Genomic DNA, 17,520 nt, shown 5'->3' on the forward strand with positions numbered 1-17,520 from the left:
TATAGAGGTAAAATGAAAAACATACCTTGATATGATATTCGCCATTATTAATAATAAGTATCATTTTTCTTCTTGACATGTAAAAAATTAAGCTATAATATATTTTTAAAGATGAAGATAATTATAATATAATATTTTATTAAAAAATATAAAAAGGTGTGAGGGATTTTAGAGGAGGAATAAATCTTATGAATAGCTCAAATAACTTGGTATTAAAGGTCAATTCCAAAGTGGAATTAACAGAATATATACCATTCGATTTTAATATTTCTAGTTATAATATAATTAGCTTTAATGTTAATCCAATAAAAAAATTAAAAGTAATTATGGTGCTAGAAGGAAAAATTGAGTTAGAAACTCAGGGAAGAATTATCGTTTTGGAGAAAAATCAAATTGGAGTAATTAATCCCAGCAAGGTCTATATTATAAAGCCGCAAGAAAAAAACTTGATAATTGAATTGAATATTGACAGAAGTTTCATTGTAGGTGACAAAGATAATTTGGAGATTATGGACTATTGTATTTTTGGAGACACTAGTGAGGAACATTACAAAAAGCTAGTTGAGTTGATAGAGAATCTTTTTTATTTGTATGTTAAAGATAATGTCGTGTCATCAAATATGTTGTTGACGGTGCTCAATGAAGTTCTAAATGTGATGAATGGAAGCTTTGTTCAGAGTAGAGAATATTTGGGACAAGCTTTTAAATTTTGGCAAGAGGAAAAACTCTATGAGCTAATGGAGAGAATATATAAAAACTCAGGGAGATATTTATTAAACGATTTGGCAGACGAATTTGGAATGAAGCCATCAAATTTTTCGAACCTATTCAAAAAAGTTTCAGGATGTGGGTTTGTAGATTTTCATCACTATACAAGGCTCGAAAAATCAATACGTTTGCTATCGAATAAGGAGTATTCAATATCTGATGTGGCAGAGCTTTCTGGATTTTCTAGTTCAAAGACATTGAGTGAGAGCTATAAAAAGTATATAGGTATAACTCCGTTATCGGCTAGAAAATTTATCTCCAATAACATCAATGAGTATAAGTATATGTCGTTGAATAATATTTTAAGCTTGGATTTATTGAAGGCTATTTTTACAAAATATAGCGAAGAAAGGTTCTTCTCAAAAAAGGACATAGATTTTGTTAGAGAAAAGGTCTTCAATGTGGACTCAAAGGATGAATCAAAAGCTATAGAACTTCATTCTGGATTTAGCAAGGTAGCGGATGTAGATATTTATGAAGGAGAATGGTTTGATTTTTACAGGGATAACTCGTCACATTTAAAGCACGAATATATGAGAATTAATCTATGTTTTGAAAATGGAGAAATATACTGGATAAAAAACATTGCAAATAAAGAAAAACTGAATTTTTACGATGCCAATTATTACATACAAGAATTTCACAGAATTAGCTTGAATCCGATGCTGGTATTGGAATTTCCAGAAAAAACTATCGATTTAATACTGGAAAATTCATTTAATTTAAAATGTATTGAGGAGGTTATAGATTTTTTCGATTTTCTTGCTAGTAATGTACCTATGAGAAATTTAAAAAATTGGATGATAGAGATAAAAATGCCATCATTATGGAATAGAAAATACGACAGCAATAGGCATATGTTAAACAAAAAAATCTATAGATTAATACGAGATTTAGTGATTAATAAAATTGGAATAGAAAATATAGGCGTAAATTTGGGTGAAGTTTCGATAGTTGAAAATCGTGATCTTTTGGACGACATGGAAGAAATAATAATGTATGGAGATTATCCTAAATTTTTTTCGTACGATGTAGTTGATGAAACTCTTTATGTTACAAAGGATGCATCAGAATGTATTTTACTTAGAATAATTGAGCAGATGGATAGAATGTTCAAATATATCGAACTATTAAAGCAAAAATATTTTTTTGATGCTGAATTATATGTATCTAGGATGATGCTATATTATGATTGGAAAAGTATACCTGAGCAATATTGGGAGTCAATACAGGCACTGAGCTTGATTAGTACTTACCTATTTTTTCAAATAAATAAGGTAGTAGTTTGTTCATCATATACTTTTAATGAATTTTTTGAGTCTAGAAAAGAGTTCATTAAAAGTATTGGCGACTTTACTTTAAAGTATATGATGAATAATATTTGGGGGATAAAATCTTTAAACTACTACGTTAGATCGTATTTAGAATCCTTTAGTGGTTTATGTGTCTATAATGAGCCAGGTCTAATAGTTACAAAAAATAAGGATGACTTCGCTTGCATGCTGTATCAAGATATGGCTAGTTGCATAAAGTATATTATGTCAGGTAATGATGAACGAGAATTTCCAGTAAAAAATTTCAGAGTGAGAATATTGGGAATGGTTGGTAGATATAAAGTCATTACAAAGACAATAAAATCTAGCAAGGGGAGCTTTTACAATGATTTTAAAAAATTGGGAGCTCAAAAATTTTTGACTGTCGAGGAGAAGGATTATTTAAAGAAAAAGGTAATACCAGAAATGCATGTTGAAAATGTAAGCCTTTTTGGAGTATTTGACAAGACATTTACTTTGGACTTGTTTGAAATAATGTATTTGGAAATAAAAAAAATAAATATTTGATATTTTTGATAATTTCTCAAACCTTTGTGGTTATCGATATTTGAAAGGCAAATTTATCATTTATAAAAAAATTCCTGTATTATTAACAGGAATTTTTTTATTGCTTCTGTTCAAAATAATAAAAATAGGGAAAAAATATATAACTTACAGCAATGACTATACAATAATTATTTTGTTATAATTCGAATTAAGGTAATTATATTATACAGTTGGGTTGCAATAAACCATGTTGTAAATAGAATCAAAGCGATAAATAGCGAGGAGGTTTATTATGCAAAATGTGAGGAAGAAACTAACTTTAATCTTACTTCTTACAATGTTAATAAACGTGTTTTCTGTATATAGGATAGATGCGTCGTCAAATACTTTATATAGTAATCAGGATTATTCAAATAATAATCAAGAAATTTCAAAGACTATATCTCAAGAATTTACAGAAGAGCTGAAAAATCAAATATTAAAAAATATGTTAAATCCACAAAACATAAACATACCAGATTTTCCTACAGAAGATTCAAATGAATCTCCTAAAAAAGGTGATGATATAATTGATGGATTAAAAAAACAGCTAGGGGTTGATTCAAAAGGAGAAACAGCATCGAAAAAAGAATCTGAAGCAAGTGATAAGTCGGATGTGAAAAAGGCAGATGATATGGATATCACCAAATCAAAAGATAATAGTCAGACTGTGTTTGTATCGGTGACAAAGATTTGGGAAGACGATGACGATATATTGCCAAATGAAGATACAAGACATTTTTCGGATTTGGAGATAATACTCCATAGAAAAGTTAATGGAGAAGATGATATCGAGTTTAACAGTAAATCTAAACCAGTTATTATTAAATACAATGATGATGAAGCGAAGAGTTGGAATCATATTTTTAGAGGTATGGATGAATTTGATGCAGATGGAAATATGTACGAGTATTATATTCAAGGAGACGAAAGTTTTAAGATTGAAAAGAAGTATTCTGAACTAGAGTTAAATCCACTGGATGAATCTATGCTAAGAGGATTGACACCACGAGCAGTCAGAGGTAATTTACCTAATCTCAAATATGTTACACCGGACACTGTATACGAAAAAACACATTATTATAAGCAAAATCCATTGGGGATAATCGGTGGATTTCATTTGGTTGGATTTAATAGTGTCGAAACGAGGGCACATACAAACGGAAACATATTGACGGATACCTTGAAATATATTTCTAATTTTGGAACAAATAATTTACCAGAGGTGAGTTATTTTAGACATTTGAATATCAATAGTGAAGGCTTTAAATCGACGAGTGTGCCTCATGGTTCAAGACTGGTTGTTGGAGATGGAGTAAATGTAGGAGTTAAAACAAATCCAAATAATCCAAGCGTTATAGAAGCATGGACTTTTGAAAATAAAAAGGTGGACTCACCAGGCTATTATAGTGGAAATGAGCTATGGAAGGATACCAACACGAAATTCATCGATCTGTCTAAGGTCAGGCGTGATTCTGAAGATATCAGCAGGCAGCTTAGTGGATATAAGGACATATACTCGGTGCCAGATTATCATGACCAGAATCAGCAAAAAATAACTGTGCAGAATCCTGATGATGTCAGTGTATATAATTGGAATCATAATGGATTTAAGACGAATGGATATAATGTCGATATTCACGGATTTGAAAAAGGTAAAAACGGATCCTTGATTATCAATGTGGATATGAGAGGGCATCAGTCGTTCGTCATGCCAGGGTCGACTTATTATTATAGCAATGGAACCCAAGCAAATATAGCAGAGGTTACAGAGTGGGAGGATGGAAATACAATTTGGAATTTCTATGATTCAAGTAAGCCAGACAAAATTTTTAGAGGAAAGATAAATAATTCTAGAGCGGCTATAGGAATAATTATGGCACCTGGTGCAACAGTTGACCTAACTGCTAATTTTAATGGAACAGTGGTTGCCAACGATATAATTGTAACAGCAGAATCACATAGAACGGATTTTACAGGGAAGTCTATAGATTATCCAGCAGATTTCCATTTTACCAAAACTGATGTGAAAAAGCATGGATTGCCTAATGCAGTATTCGAGTTAAGATATGAAGATGGCAGAATTGTTGATTTAAAAGATTCGGATGGTAATAGTATTGGAAATGAAGTAAAGTCGGACAGTCGAGGGAAGCTTAGTTTTTATAAGCTGACTACAGGAGTATACTATTTGCATGAGAAAAGGGCTCCTGATGGATATCAGAAGATTGATGGTAGAATAATAAAGATTAGAGTAGATACTGAGAGTAAAATAAAGGAAATAACTGTTATCAATAATTTGTTTAACAAAAATGATAACACCATAACAAATATTGAAATACCCGTTATTCCAAAGACGAGAGTGGAAATACATAAAAAATGGATTGATTCAGACGGAAATGTAATTGATAAGGAGAAATTAAAAAATCTGTCCGTAAAAGTAAGACTCAAAAGAAAAATTGGAAACGATGTGGATTATGGATTTAATAAATATGAAAGCATACATTTAAAATATGACAATGATTGGAAAGCTGAAATTTCAGAGTTGGAAATATATAACGAAAGTGGTAGAGCATATACCTACTATATCGAGGAGTATGATATTCCGATTAGTTTTACAGAGGATAGTTCAAAGAGCAATAAGGAATGGGTAGCCAATGAATACGAAAATGCATTTGTTTTCACTCTTGTAAACAAGGCAAAAAAAGTAGTTTATCCAAATACGGGTGGTATGGGAGCTGTGACCGTTATAGTCATAGGTATGCTAATCTCATTGATGGGAATCTATATCAAAATGAGAGCTTACTATTAAAAAATCGAAAAGGTACGAGCTTATTAACATATGATATTTATTAATTTTTGGATTAAATAAATATATAAATAACTTAAAAAAAGAAAAAGGGGAGGACATTATGAAAAAATTCAAGTTATTAAGTTTCATTATGGCTTTAGCCATGGTGCTATCAATTGTTTTGCCATTTGGTAGAGTTTTTGCTGCACCGAGTCAAGAAGAAACGTATGAGGTGGTTGTACACAAGGTATTGTTTAAAACAAAGGAGATAAAAGTCAGACCTGGAGGTAGTGCAGGTAATGATGGGCAGACGAAGTACACAGGTAAAAAATTTACCGACGAAGAATTTAGAAAATATTTTGGAGCAGATGTTGAAGTTGAGCCAGTACAAGGTGTATACTACGAAGCTAAAAAGGATGGTAGAGTAATAGCGCATGGTATTACTGAAGCTGATGGATCTGTTAGATTGACTCTTCCAAAAGGTACATATACGATAGAAGAAAACAAAGCTAAAACGAAATTGGCTGATAAGTACAAGGGAAAGTTGCCTGCTGTGTCAGTTCCTGTGACTGTGACTCTTCCAGTTTATAAAGCTGAAGGTGGTATTTTTACAAAGGGAAAAGATGCGCTACACGTATATCCTAAAAATACTATAGATGAGCCTACAATCAAGAAATCTGTAACTGAATCAGGAAATATGCATGACACTGTTGGTATAGGAGAAACAAAGCCATTTATAATTGAATCTGAGATGCCAGATGGAATTGAAGAATATAAAGTATTAGAATTTGTGGATAAACTATCAAAAGGATTGACTTTTAAAGATAATTTGAAAGTAGAGAGGGTTTTGAAAGAGAACTCTCAAAAAGTGACAGTTGATGCCAATAATTACACTAAAATTGTTGAAGGTGCAAAATCAGATACAATAAAAGTAGTTATTAAATCAGAATTTATAAAAACACTTAAATCTGGAGATAAGATAATAATCACTTTTGATGCAACTGTAAATAAAGAAGCTGTGTTAGGGGCAGAAAATCCAAATGAGGTAAAATTAATTTATGGACATAGTCCAGATAACAAGAAAGAGAAAGAGCCAGAAAAACCAGAACTACATACTGGTGGTAAGAGATTTGTTAAGAAGTCTGTAAATGAAAATAATAAAGTTCTTAAGGATGCAGAGTTTATCGTCAAAAAATTTGGAGAAAATAAATACGTAAAAATTAGTGGACAAGGTGAAGTTTCATTTGTCGATGCAGAAGATCAAGCAACTATATTCAAATCTGGAAACGACGGAATAATAGATATCAAGGGATTACCGTATGGTAATAAAGGTGATAAAAATGATACCGCAGCTTCTGATTATGAAATAATAGAAAAGAAAGCACCAGAAGGATACGCATTGGATGCCACTCCAAAGAAATTTACAGTAAATAAAACTAGTTATAATCAGACACCAGGCGAAATAGATCCAAAACCAATAAATCCAGATGTTATCAACAATAACAAGGTAACTATACCACAGACTGGTGGAATAGGTTCTGCAATAGTTGTTATTGCCGGTATTGCAATAGTAGGAGTAGGATTGTATATAAAGAAAAGAAATTACAACGCATAGTAATTTTATAATATAAAAACTATGTACAGACTATATACATACTATATACAGAGAGTCTTACATTATAGATGATTTATAATGTGGAGATTTTAGTATAGAAATTCTATTGCACAATATATAGCTTTTCATAACTTTTATATATAAGAAGTGGATGACTCTGTCATCCCTTCAATAAAATACTGAAAATTTTTCAGTATTTTATTGAAGAATTGAAATAGAGTTTAAGTGAATAGAGCTTGTAAGTTACTACAGCTTAAAATTTGAATTGTGAGGGGATTAAATATGAAGAAAATAAAATATGTTTTTTGTTTGTTGATCGTAGCTTCAATATTTACAGCATTTACAATAAATAATACAAGTGCTTCTGATTTGACTTCAGTAACTATTACAAAAACGATTAATAGAATCAATGGAAAGGACGAAAAAAAGCTTGATGGAATTATTTACGGATTATTAAAAATAGGACATGAAACGAAATTATCAGATGACAAGAAAAAAGAATTAGTAAGTGAAATGTCGGCAAAATCCTTGGATGATTTAATCAAGAAATATGATAAATATGGAGCCCTAAGAATTAGTATCCCAACGGATACAAATGGCAAAACCATTGTAAAGAATTTGGAGCCAGGAACATATTATGTTACTGAGATAAAAAAGGATAATGGGAAATGGATTGTTGATAAGGCAGGTGTTCCTTTGATAATAACAGCCGTTTCTAATACGAGGCTCAATGTAAATTCAAAATCATATTTTCCAGAAAGACCAGAAAAAAAAGATAATCGTAGAAACGATAAAGAAGAAAATAATAGAGTTTCCGAGGAAAAGAATGAGAGAGAAAATCAGAATAATGATAGTAAGTATATAATAAAGACAGGGGATGGCGTGATTTATACTATTTTGGGATCTGGTATAATTCTTATGGCGTTTGGATATAGGGTTTACAAAAAATAACATCTGAAGTGAATTTACTTAATACTGATGAAGTGAATTTACTTAATACTGATAAAGGAAGAAAATATGTAAATGGAAAACGAAAATATAAACACGTATGAAAAAAATAATAATGAAAAAACTAGTAGCGAAAAAGTTAGTGATAGAAAAGCTAGTAATAAAAAACATACTAATAATAAAAAATACATTACTAATGAAGAGAAATGTAAAAAAAACAATGAAAATAATGCCCAAAAGAGTGGTAGTATGAAGGTAAATGCAAAGAAGAAGAGTCTTATTAATAGAATAGTTAATATCATTATTCTCATTGGGGTGTTGGTGGTGACCTATCCGTTTGTCAGCCAGATGTATTACAGATATGTTTCGAGTCAAAATATTCATAATTTCGATTCAGATGTAAAAAATATTGAACCGGAGGAAGTAAAAAGGAGAATTGCCCTTGCAAGTGGATATAATGATTCTCTACATTCAAATAATTTTTCAGATCCATACAAAAAAGAAAATTTAGAGAAGGGCAGGATGGAGTATGCCAGAATGTTGGAGGTTCATGAAAAAATAGGGCATATATCAATACCAAAAATAAACGAAGATTTACCGATTTATGCAGGCACATCGGAGTCGGTTTTGCAAAAAGGTGTGGGGCATATGGAGGGTACTTCTCTTCCAATTGGTGGAAAAGGAACTCATTCTGTTCTCACAGCGCACTCGGGTATTCCAAACAACAGACTTTTCACTGATCTAAATAAGATAAAAAAGGGAGATAAGTTTTTTATTACCAATATTAAACAAACACTTGCATATAAAGTAGATAATATTAGAGTGGTTGAGCCTTCAAACTTTTCTGAGCTGGTGATTACAGAGGGAAAGGACTATGTAACTCTTCTGACTTGTACTCCATATATGATTAATACTCATAGACTTTTAGTAAGAGGGCATAGAATACCGTATAGTGAGGCTGAAAAGAAAAAAGAGCTTGAGAAAAATGGTATGGATGGACTTTTGAAAATGGCTATAGTTGTGGTGGTTTTCTTATTTATACTTACCATATGTTTATTTGGATATAAAAGGAAAAAAAGGAAGAAAAAAGAGATCAAAATATAGACGGTTGATAATTTTGTAAGGCTGTCACATCCATTATAAATTATTTATAATTTATGGAATGTGGCAGTCTTTGTATTAGCACTGTAAAAAATTATACCTATATTTTTAAATATAGACAAACATAATTAATTATGTTAATATAGTAACATAAAGTTGTTTAATACTTTGTTTAAATGAAGGTGGGTGGTAATTTGAAAGAACCATTAATTATAAATATTCAAAAATGCAGTATTCATGATGGACCAGGTATAAGGACTACAGTTTTTTTCAAGGGATGTCCATTGGAATGTCTATGGTGCCACAATCCGGAAAGTCAGAACTACTGTATGGATTTTATGTACGATAGGGAAAAATGTTCAACCTGTGGTACGTGTATTGAAAAATGCAAAAGTAATGCTGTGTATTTTGAAAACGATTCTATTGGCAGAACGGCAGAGAAATGTGAGTTATGTGGTGAGTGCATAGATTGGTGTCTAGGCAATGCCAGAGAGCTTGTTGGAAAATCGTATACTGTAGAAGAGTTGGCAAAAGAGATAGAAAAAGATTCAATGTTTTATGACGAATCGGGTGGTGGTGTGACGCTATCAGGTGGCGAAGTAATGTGCCAAGATATCGACTATATTGAAAAGTTAATCAAGAGATGTAATAGCAAGGGGATTAGCGTGGCGATTGATACCTGTGGATATGCACCAAGGTCAAACTACGAAAGAATTTATGATAAAGTGGATCTTTTCTTATATGATATAAAGCTGGCAGATGATGTAAAGCATAGGCAATTTACTGGAAAATCAAACGAGATGATTTTGGATAATTTGAGATATTTGAGTTCTGTTGGTGCGAATATCAACATAAGGATTCCGTTAATTGAGGGCGTAAATGTGTCTGAAAATAACGAGGAAGTGTTGAAAATTATAAACATATTAAACGATGTTAGAGTAAAATATGTTAATCTTTTACCATATCACGATATTATGATGAATAAATATAACAAGCTTGGTATGGAATATTGTGGAAGTGAATTTTCAAAGCCGAGTGAAGAAAAGCTTGAGGAAATAAAAGGGTTATTTGAAAAAGGGAACTTTAAGGTTAAGATTGGAGGTTAGTAATATGGAAAGAGGAAGTTTTGAAAGAACTAGAAAGCTAAGAAAGCAAAGTACAGAGGCACAGCCGTATATCAGTATTGAAAGAGCAGTTTTGATGACTGAAGCCTACAAAAAATTTGAAGGAAGTGTTGAAACTCCAATACTAAGAGCGAAAGCATTTAAGTATTATATGGAAAACAGATCTCTATGCATAAACGAAAATGAATTGATAGTTGGTGAAAAGGGAGATGGACCTCAGGGAGCTCCTACTTATCCAGATCAATGCTGCCACTCTTTGGAAGATATGAGGGTAATGAACGATAGAGAGCTAGTAAACTTCAAGGTTTCAGAAGAAGATATGAAAATTCAAGAGGAATTGATTATACCTTTCTGGAAAGGTAGACAAATAAGAAATAGAATAATCAGCTCAGTTGACCAAGAATGGTTGGATTGCTATGAAGCTGGTATGTTTACCGAATTTATGGAGCAGAGAGCACCAGGACATACTGTTGGTGGTAATAGCTTCTATAACTTAGGATTTTTGGATTTCAAAAAGAAAATAGAAGATAGAATAGCAAGACTTGATTTTGTCAATGATGTAGATGCATACAATAAAAAGACTGATTTGGATGCAATGGCAATAGCTTGTGATGCAATGATAATATACGGAAAGAGATATGCTGAAAAAGCCAGAGAAATGGCAGCACAAACTGACGATCCTCAGAGAAAGGCAGACTTATTGTTGATAGCTGAAAACTGTGATGTAGTACCTGCACACAAACCTCAAACTTTCCATCAGGCTCTACAGATGTATTGGTTTGTTCATGTTGGTGTAACTACAGAGTTAAATATCTGGGATGCCTACAGTCCTGGTAGACTGGATCAGCACTTGAATCCTTTCTATGAAAAAGATGTTGAAGAAGGTGTGTTAGATAGAGAAAAGGCTCAGGAGTTGATGGAGTGTTTCTGGGTAAAATTCAACAATCAGCCAGCGCCTCCAAAGGTTGGTATAACGCTTAAGGAAAGTGCAACATATACTGATTTCGCAAATATCAACACTGGTGGTATAACTCCAGATGGTCAAAATGGGGTTAATGAGGTAAGCTATATAATTTTGGACACTATGGATGAAATGAAGTTGCTTCAACCTAGTTCAAATGTTCAAATAAGTAGAAAGACTCCTCAAAAATTCCTAAAGAGAGCATGTGAAATCTCTAGAAAGGGATGGGGGCAGCCAGCATTTTACAATACTGACGCAATAGTTCAGGAATTATTAGAAGCTGGTAAAACACTTGCAGATGCAAGATGTGGAGGAAGTAGTGGTTGTGTTGAAACAGGATGCTTTGGAAAGGAAGCGTATGTTTTGACTGGTTATATGAATATTCCAAAGATACTTGAAATAACTCTATACAATGGTATAGATCCTCAAACTGGAAAGAAGATTGGTCTTGAAACTGGAGATCCTAGAAGCTTTATGAGTTATGATGAGTTATTCGAGGCATTCTCAAAACAGTTAAACCACTTTATCGATATAAAGATGAAGGGGAACTCTATAATTGAAAATATTTATGCAAAGCACGCTCCTGCTCCGCTTATTTCAGTAATAGTTGATGATTGTATTGAAAAGGCGATGGATTATCAAAGAGGTGGTGCTAGATACAACACTAGATACATTCAAGGAGTTGGTACTGGTACTATTACTGATAGTTTATCTGCAATCAAGTACAATGTATTTGACAAGAAAAAATTTGATATGGGAACATTATTAGATGCAATGGATGCCAACTTTGAAGGCTATGAGAATATATTGAATATGGTGAAGAACAAAACACCTAAGTACGGAAATGATGACGATTATGCTGATGATATCATGAAATCAGTGTTTAAATTATACTATGATGCGATTACAGATAGACCAACAGCTACTGGTGGTAAGTATAGAATAAATATGCTTCCAACAACTTGTCACGTATACTTTGGTGAAGTAATGAATGCATCTCCAAACGGAAGATTGGCTCATGTACCAGTTTCTGAGGGTATTTCACCAGAAAAGGGTGGAGATACAAATGGACCAACTGCTGTTATCAAATCTTGTGCCAAGATGGATCATTTAAAGACTGGAGGAACATTGTTGAATCAAAGATTTGCTCCATCAGTTGTAGTTGGAGAAGAAGGCTTGGATAATATGGCAAGTCTAATAAGATCTTATTTCAATATGGATGGACATCATATTCAATTTAATGTGTTTGACAGAAATGTATTACTGGAAGCACAGAAAAATCCAGATGATTACAAAGACTTGATAGTTAGAGTTGCAGGATATAGTGATCACTTCAATAACTTGAGTAGAGCGCTTCAGGATGAAATAATAAATAGAACTGAGCAAACATTTTAATGGTTGAATGATCTTATGAGTCGGAATTTAATATTTAGATTCCGACTCTATTTATTTAATAGACAATATTGATAAAAATTGTCTATGTGATAAAATTAAATCATAGATATTAATAAAACTGTTTATGTGATAAAGCTAAATCATAGGTATTAATAAAACTGTTTATGTGATAAAGCAAATAATAGATATTAATAAAAACTGTCTATGTGATAAAATTAAGTTATAAATATTAATATGAGAGGAGAATTATTATGAAGTTGAGTTTTATAGGTGCAGGAAATATGGGAAAAGCAATGTTAGGTGGAGTAATAAAGTCTGGAGTTGTTTCTCCAAGTGATATTATGATATCTGATCTTTATAAGCCTAGTTTGGATGCAGTGAAATCAGAGTTTGGTGTAAATACTACAACTGATTCAAAAGAGGCAGTTAGATTTGGGGATGTGGTGATTTTTGCTGTTAAACCAAATATTATTGGAAAGGTTATGGAGAGTGTCAAAGATGTAGTAACTGTTGAAAAAATTGTTGTATCAATTGCTGCGGCAGTTTCAATTGACGTTATGGAATCGATAATAGGTGATGACAAAAAAATAATTAGAGTTATGCCTAATACACCTGCTCTTGTTGGAGAAGCAATGTCTGCATTGTGTAAAAATACAAATGTGGACGACGAAAGCTTGAATCAAGTATTAAGTATTTTTAATTCATTTGGAGAGGCAGAGGTAGTAACTGAATCATTGATGGACGCAGTTGTAGGGGTAAGTGGATCTGGACCAGCATATGTTTTTATGTTTATAGAGGCAATGGCTGATGCAGCAGTTCTTTCTGGAATGCCTAGAGCACAGGCGTATAAGTTCGCTGCACAAACAGTTTTGGGAGCTGCCAAAATGGTAATGGATACAGGCAAGCATCCAGGTGAATTAAAGGATATGGTTTGTTCGCCAGGTGGCACAACAATAGAGGCTGTCGCTACGTTGGAGGAATTTGGAATGAGAAATTCAGTTATCAAGGGTGTTTTATCGTGCATAGATAAGTCTGTGAGGATGTCGAATAAATAGAGATAGTAATTTGTCTTTGATGGAAGCTTGCAAGTGTTTTTGTTTTATTTATTAAGAAAATATTAAAAAAATTAAAAGAAAATTTAGTTTTAATGCCATATTTATTAATTATGATTGAATTTTAGAACAGTATATGATAAACTTATCTAAATGATATTTTTTGCATTGAGGATTTGAGTTCATCTTGATCTGTGAGGATGGATCTGATGGAATCAACTAAAGAGAGGATTTAGAGAATAGGGAGGAAGAATTATGAAATATGGTAAGCTTATAACATCGGCAATGTCCGCTGTGATATTGTCTGGTATTGTATCAACTTCATTTGGTGCAGAGACGAGTAAAAAAATAGAAATCGAGAGAATTGGCGGAAAAGATAGGGTTGAAACTTCGCTGATGATAGCTAAAAAGATGAATTCTAAAGCAGTGTATATTGCTAGTGGTAAAGATTTTCCAGATGCGTTGTCAATTTCGCCATTAGCTGCTGAAGCTGGTATCGGAATCGTTCTTGCGATGGATAATACAGATCTCAATAAAGAACTAAAAGATATGGGGATAATGACAACATCTGTTATTGGTGGAAGTAATTCAGTTTCAGATGAAATGTTTAAAAATTTGAGCAAGGATTTCGTATCCAATAGGCTGTACGGTAAGGATAGATACGAAACCTCAGAGATTATTGCAAGAGGTATGAAGTATTTCAACGTAGGTATTGCTACTGGCAAGAATTTTCCAGATGCTCTGGTTTCTGGTCCATTGCTGGGTAAAAAAGGAATGGCTATGTTGTTGATAGATGGAAATAAGAGTACATCGCTACCAGATAATTTCAAGGGAATATATACTTTTGGTGGAAAATCAAGCGTGGCGACTGATTTTGGTAAGAGAATAGCAGGAATGGATAGGTATGAAACTTCAGAAAAAATAGCTAGTGAATATGATAAGTATGACACTGTTATTTTGGCATCAGGTACGAATTTTGCAGATGCACTTGCAGTATCTCCACTTTCAAAAAAATTGAATGCACCTATTTTGTTAACTGATGGAAATAGTCTGAGCGATGGTGCGAAAAAAATAATAAATTCAGTAAAGAAGGTTGTAATAGTTGGTGGAGAGAAGTCAATATCAAAATCTTTGGAAAATAGTATTTTTGGAAGCAAATCAGAAAGCAAAGATGTAAAAACAGACGAAAAGAACGAAAAGAACGAGAAAAACAGAAAAAATGAAGATAGTGACAAAAATACTCAAAAAAATCTTGAAAAGCTTGTAAATGAGGCTAATAATGATAAAATAAAGCCATCAAATATTCAAGCCACTAGAAAGCCGGTAGTAGATAAAATAAAAATATCTCCATATACAAATCCAGCTCAAAGAGGTACAACACAAGTAATAAATCTAGAAATAGAAGGTAAGAATCTTACTGAAAAGGAAAAAGAAGATTTAGAATGGAAGATTTTAGATCCTCAGGATGGCATATCTATTAATGATAAAGGTCACTTAACTGTATTTAGTGACACAAAGGCTAAAAAGGTAACTGTATCAGCTACAACAAAACTAAGTGGTGATGGCGTGGAGAATAAGACAGCTACAACAGAAATAATAATAGAAAATCCAAAACAATAATGGTTGATACCAATGATAGGTTTTGTCCACATCTCTTTGGAGGTAGAGGACTTTGACTTACTTCCCTAATAGGAATTATTTTATTCTTAATAGGGAAGTAATTTTTTTACAATAAATCAATTCAAATATTTCGTAATAAGAACAGTTGGTATTTTAATAAAACTCTTTTTAAATAAATGAGTGAAAAAAGATATTATATGATTCTACAATTATAGTTGAAAATACATATCAATAATGATATAATATCAACGAATGAGTATTAATATCATTATTGAAGTTATTTTGAAAAATTTGGTGAAAAGGGGGTATTTGATAATGGTTAATAAAAAGAAAAACTTTGGTATGGCTATGGCTGCAATTATTTCTATGACAGCTATTAGCCCTGTTTTTGCTGCTGATGTGTCAAAGACAAAAATTGATGTTGAGAGAATCGGCGGAAAAGATAGGCTAGAAACATCATTAAAGATATTAGAGAGAGTTGGCTCAAAAAAGGTGAACTTGGTAAATGGAAATCAATTTGCAGATGCATTATCTATAGCACCTATTGCGGCGATAAACGGCGAAGGGATAGTTTTGATAAATGAAAATAAGCTGCCAGATGTGGAAAATACTTTTAAAAAGCAAGGAGTAAAGGATATAACTCTTATAGGCGGAGAACAATCGATTTCCAATAATACTTACACTAATTTATCAAAAGCGTTTAAAGTAAACAGAATCTCAGGTAAAGATAGATACGAAACATCTCAAAGTGTGGTATCCTCAACAGGCAAGAGTGATATTGGAGTTGCAACTGGAACTGACTTTCCAGATGCACTATCTGCTGGAGCTCTTCTTGCTAAAAAACAAATGCCACTGTTACTGGTTGATGGAAAGAAGCAATCTGCTTTGCCAAGTGGTTTAAAGGGGGTCTATACTTTTGGCGGAAAGGCTAGCGTTGCTAATGAGTTTGGCAAGAGAATAGCTGGTAAAGATAGATATGAAACTTCACTGAAAATAGCAGAAGAATTTGGCAATAGTGATGTAGTAATATTGACATCTGGGAAAAACTTTGCTGATGCCCTTGCTGCAGCACCTTTGGCAAAGAAGGTGAATGCACCTATAATCTTGATTGAAGGAAATAAATTGAGTAAAGAAAGTGAGAAAATAATCGAGAAAGCCAAAAAAGTTATTGTAATAGGTGGAGAATCTAGTATATCTGAAAATGTGATAAACACTATAAGAGCATATGAGAATAAAGTAAGCCCTATAAATAATTTTACTAATTCTAATAGCACATCACCATCATCACCACAATCTAAAGTAAAGAGTGTAAATATCAAATCTGAAGAATTTGTTATAAATAAAAATAATGATAAGTATGTTGTGACAGGAAAAATGTCTGATAAGGTAAAATTAGTGGCTGATGTTGTTGGAATTAATTTGAAAGACTCCGACAAGAAAGTAAGCTGGGAGTTGGTAGGAGCTTATGATGCGAAAACTAGTATTTCTGATGGTGTATTGACAATAAGTGAAGATGAGGAGAAGTCTCCAATCGTTGTTAAGGCTATATCTGAAAAAGATAGAAGCGTATATTCAATGATAGAAATACTAAATCCAGTTGTGGAAAATATAGAAATAACTGGAGAACCAGAGCACAGTGTAAAGCCGGGAACAGAAATCAAGCTTAACGCAAAGGTAACTGGTGTAAATCTTGAAAATCTTGGAAAAGATTTGGAATGGTTAGTAGATGAGGAAAGTAGCAAGCTTATTGAAATAAAATCAAAAAACAAAAATGAAATTAATTTCAAAGTGAAAGATACTGCCCCAGCTGATAGCCAGATATACATTAATGCAAGCTGTGGTAGGGCACTTATAGGAACTATTATCGAAGTTGGCGAAATTGAGAAAGCAGCACCAAACAATAATGTATTTAGAAATGATGGTATGAATAATAAGATAATAATTAATTCATCAGATCCAGTAGCAAAGGAATGGTTTGGTGATCTAAAAAAATACTATAATAAAAAGCTGCTAAATGAAGGCTCTTATGAAAAAAATGTTAATATAAGTACTGCTAAAGGTACAGAATTAAAACCGGAAAAAAATGCAAATTTATATTTAAATGGCTATAAGATTGGAAATAACGGTCCAAATATAGAAGAACTATATATGTATTCTAAAAATGACTTAAAAGATATTGGAAACACTGTAACAGTAAAGATAGATGGTTGGAAGCCAGTAACATTTAAAGTAACAAAGAAAGCAACGTTTGGTGGTGGACCTATTTTCGAGGTAGAATAGAGAGGTAAA

The 17,520-nt window shown here is 32.5% G+C and carries 10 protein-coding genes; all 10 read left to right on the plus strand.

Features of this window, described 5'->3' with window-relative positions; genetic code table 11:
• Positions 1-188 precede the first annotated feature (188 nt).
• The 10 genes from FYJ71_RS00105 to FYJ71_RS00150 all read left to right on the plus strand — a co-directional run bounded on the left by FYJ71_RS00105 (position 189) and on the right by FYJ71_RS00150 (position 17,511).
• Complete coding sequence (locus FYJ71_RS00105) at positions 189-2,609, plus strand: helix-turn-helix transcriptional regulator (RefSeq protein WP_154536829.1); 2,421 nt, start codon at positions 189-191, stop codon at positions 2,607-2,609.
• Between the two features lie 271 nt (positions 2,610-2,880).
• Positions 2,881-5,436, plus strand: a complete 2,556-nt coding sequence (locus FYJ71_RS00110; protein ID WP_154536830.1) for a SpaA isopeptide-forming pilin-related protein — start codon at positions 2,881-2,883, stop codon at positions 5,434-5,436.
• Positions 5,437-5,536: 100 nt separating this feature from the next.
• Positions 5,537-7,030, plus strand: coding sequence for a SpaH/EbpB family LPXTG-anchored major pilin (locus FYJ71_RS00115; RefSeq protein WP_154536831.1), 1,494 nt, complete (start codon positions 5,537-5,539; stop codon positions 7,028-7,030).
• A gap of 282 nt (positions 7,031-7,312) precedes the next feature.
• A complete protein-coding gene (locus FYJ71_RS00120; protein ID WP_154536832.1) occupies positions 7,313-7,981 on the plus strand; it encodes a SpaA isopeptide-forming pilin-related protein in 669 nt (222 codons plus the stop codon).
• Between the two features lie 72 nt (positions 7,982-8,053).
• Complete coding sequence (locus FYJ71_RS00125; RefSeq protein WP_321131056.1) at positions 8,054-9,082, plus strand: class C sortase; 1,029 nt, start codon at positions 8,054-8,056, stop codon at positions 9,080-9,082.
• Positions 9,083-9,273: 191 nt separating this feature from the next.
• Complete coding sequence (locus FYJ71_RS00130; RefSeq protein ID WP_195836861.1) at positions 9,274-10,185, plus strand: trans-4-hydroxy-L-proline dehydratase activase; 912 nt, start codon at positions 9,274-9,276, stop codon at positions 10,183-10,185.
• 4 nt (positions 10,186-10,189) lie between these two features.
• Positions 10,190-12,559 carry a trans-4-hydroxy-L-proline dehydratase gene (hypD, locus tag FYJ71_RS00135; protein WP_154536834.1) on the plus strand — a complete coding sequence of 790 codons (2,370 nt, stop codon included), beginning with the start codon at positions 10,190-10,192 and terminating at the stop codon, positions 12,557-12,559.
• A 248-nt stretch (positions 12,560-12,807) separates the two neighbouring features.
• Entirely contained in the window at positions 12,808-13,614 is an 807-nt protein-coding gene (gene proC, locus FYJ71_RS00140) for a pyrroline-5-carboxylate reductase (RefSeq protein ID WP_334296319.1), read from the plus strand.
• 252 nt (positions 13,615-13,866) lie between these two features.
• A complete protein-coding gene (locus FYJ71_RS00145) occupies positions 13,867-15,231 on the plus strand; it encodes a cell wall-binding repeat-containing protein (protein WP_154536836.1) in 1,365 nt (454 codons plus the stop codon).
• Positions 15,232-15,546: 315 nt separating this feature from the next.
• Complete coding sequence (locus FYJ71_RS00150; protein ID WP_195836862.1) at positions 15,547-17,511, plus strand: cell wall-binding repeat-containing protein; 1,965 nt, start codon at positions 15,547-15,549, stop codon at positions 17,509-17,511.
• Positions 17,512-17,520: the final 9 nt, after the last annotated feature.

Source organism: Peptostreptococcus porci, from assembly GCF_009695815.1.
In the GTDB taxonomy this organism is placed as follows: domain Bacteria; phylum Bacillota; class Clostridia; order Peptostreptococcales; family Peptostreptococcaceae; genus Peptostreptococcus; species Peptostreptococcus porci.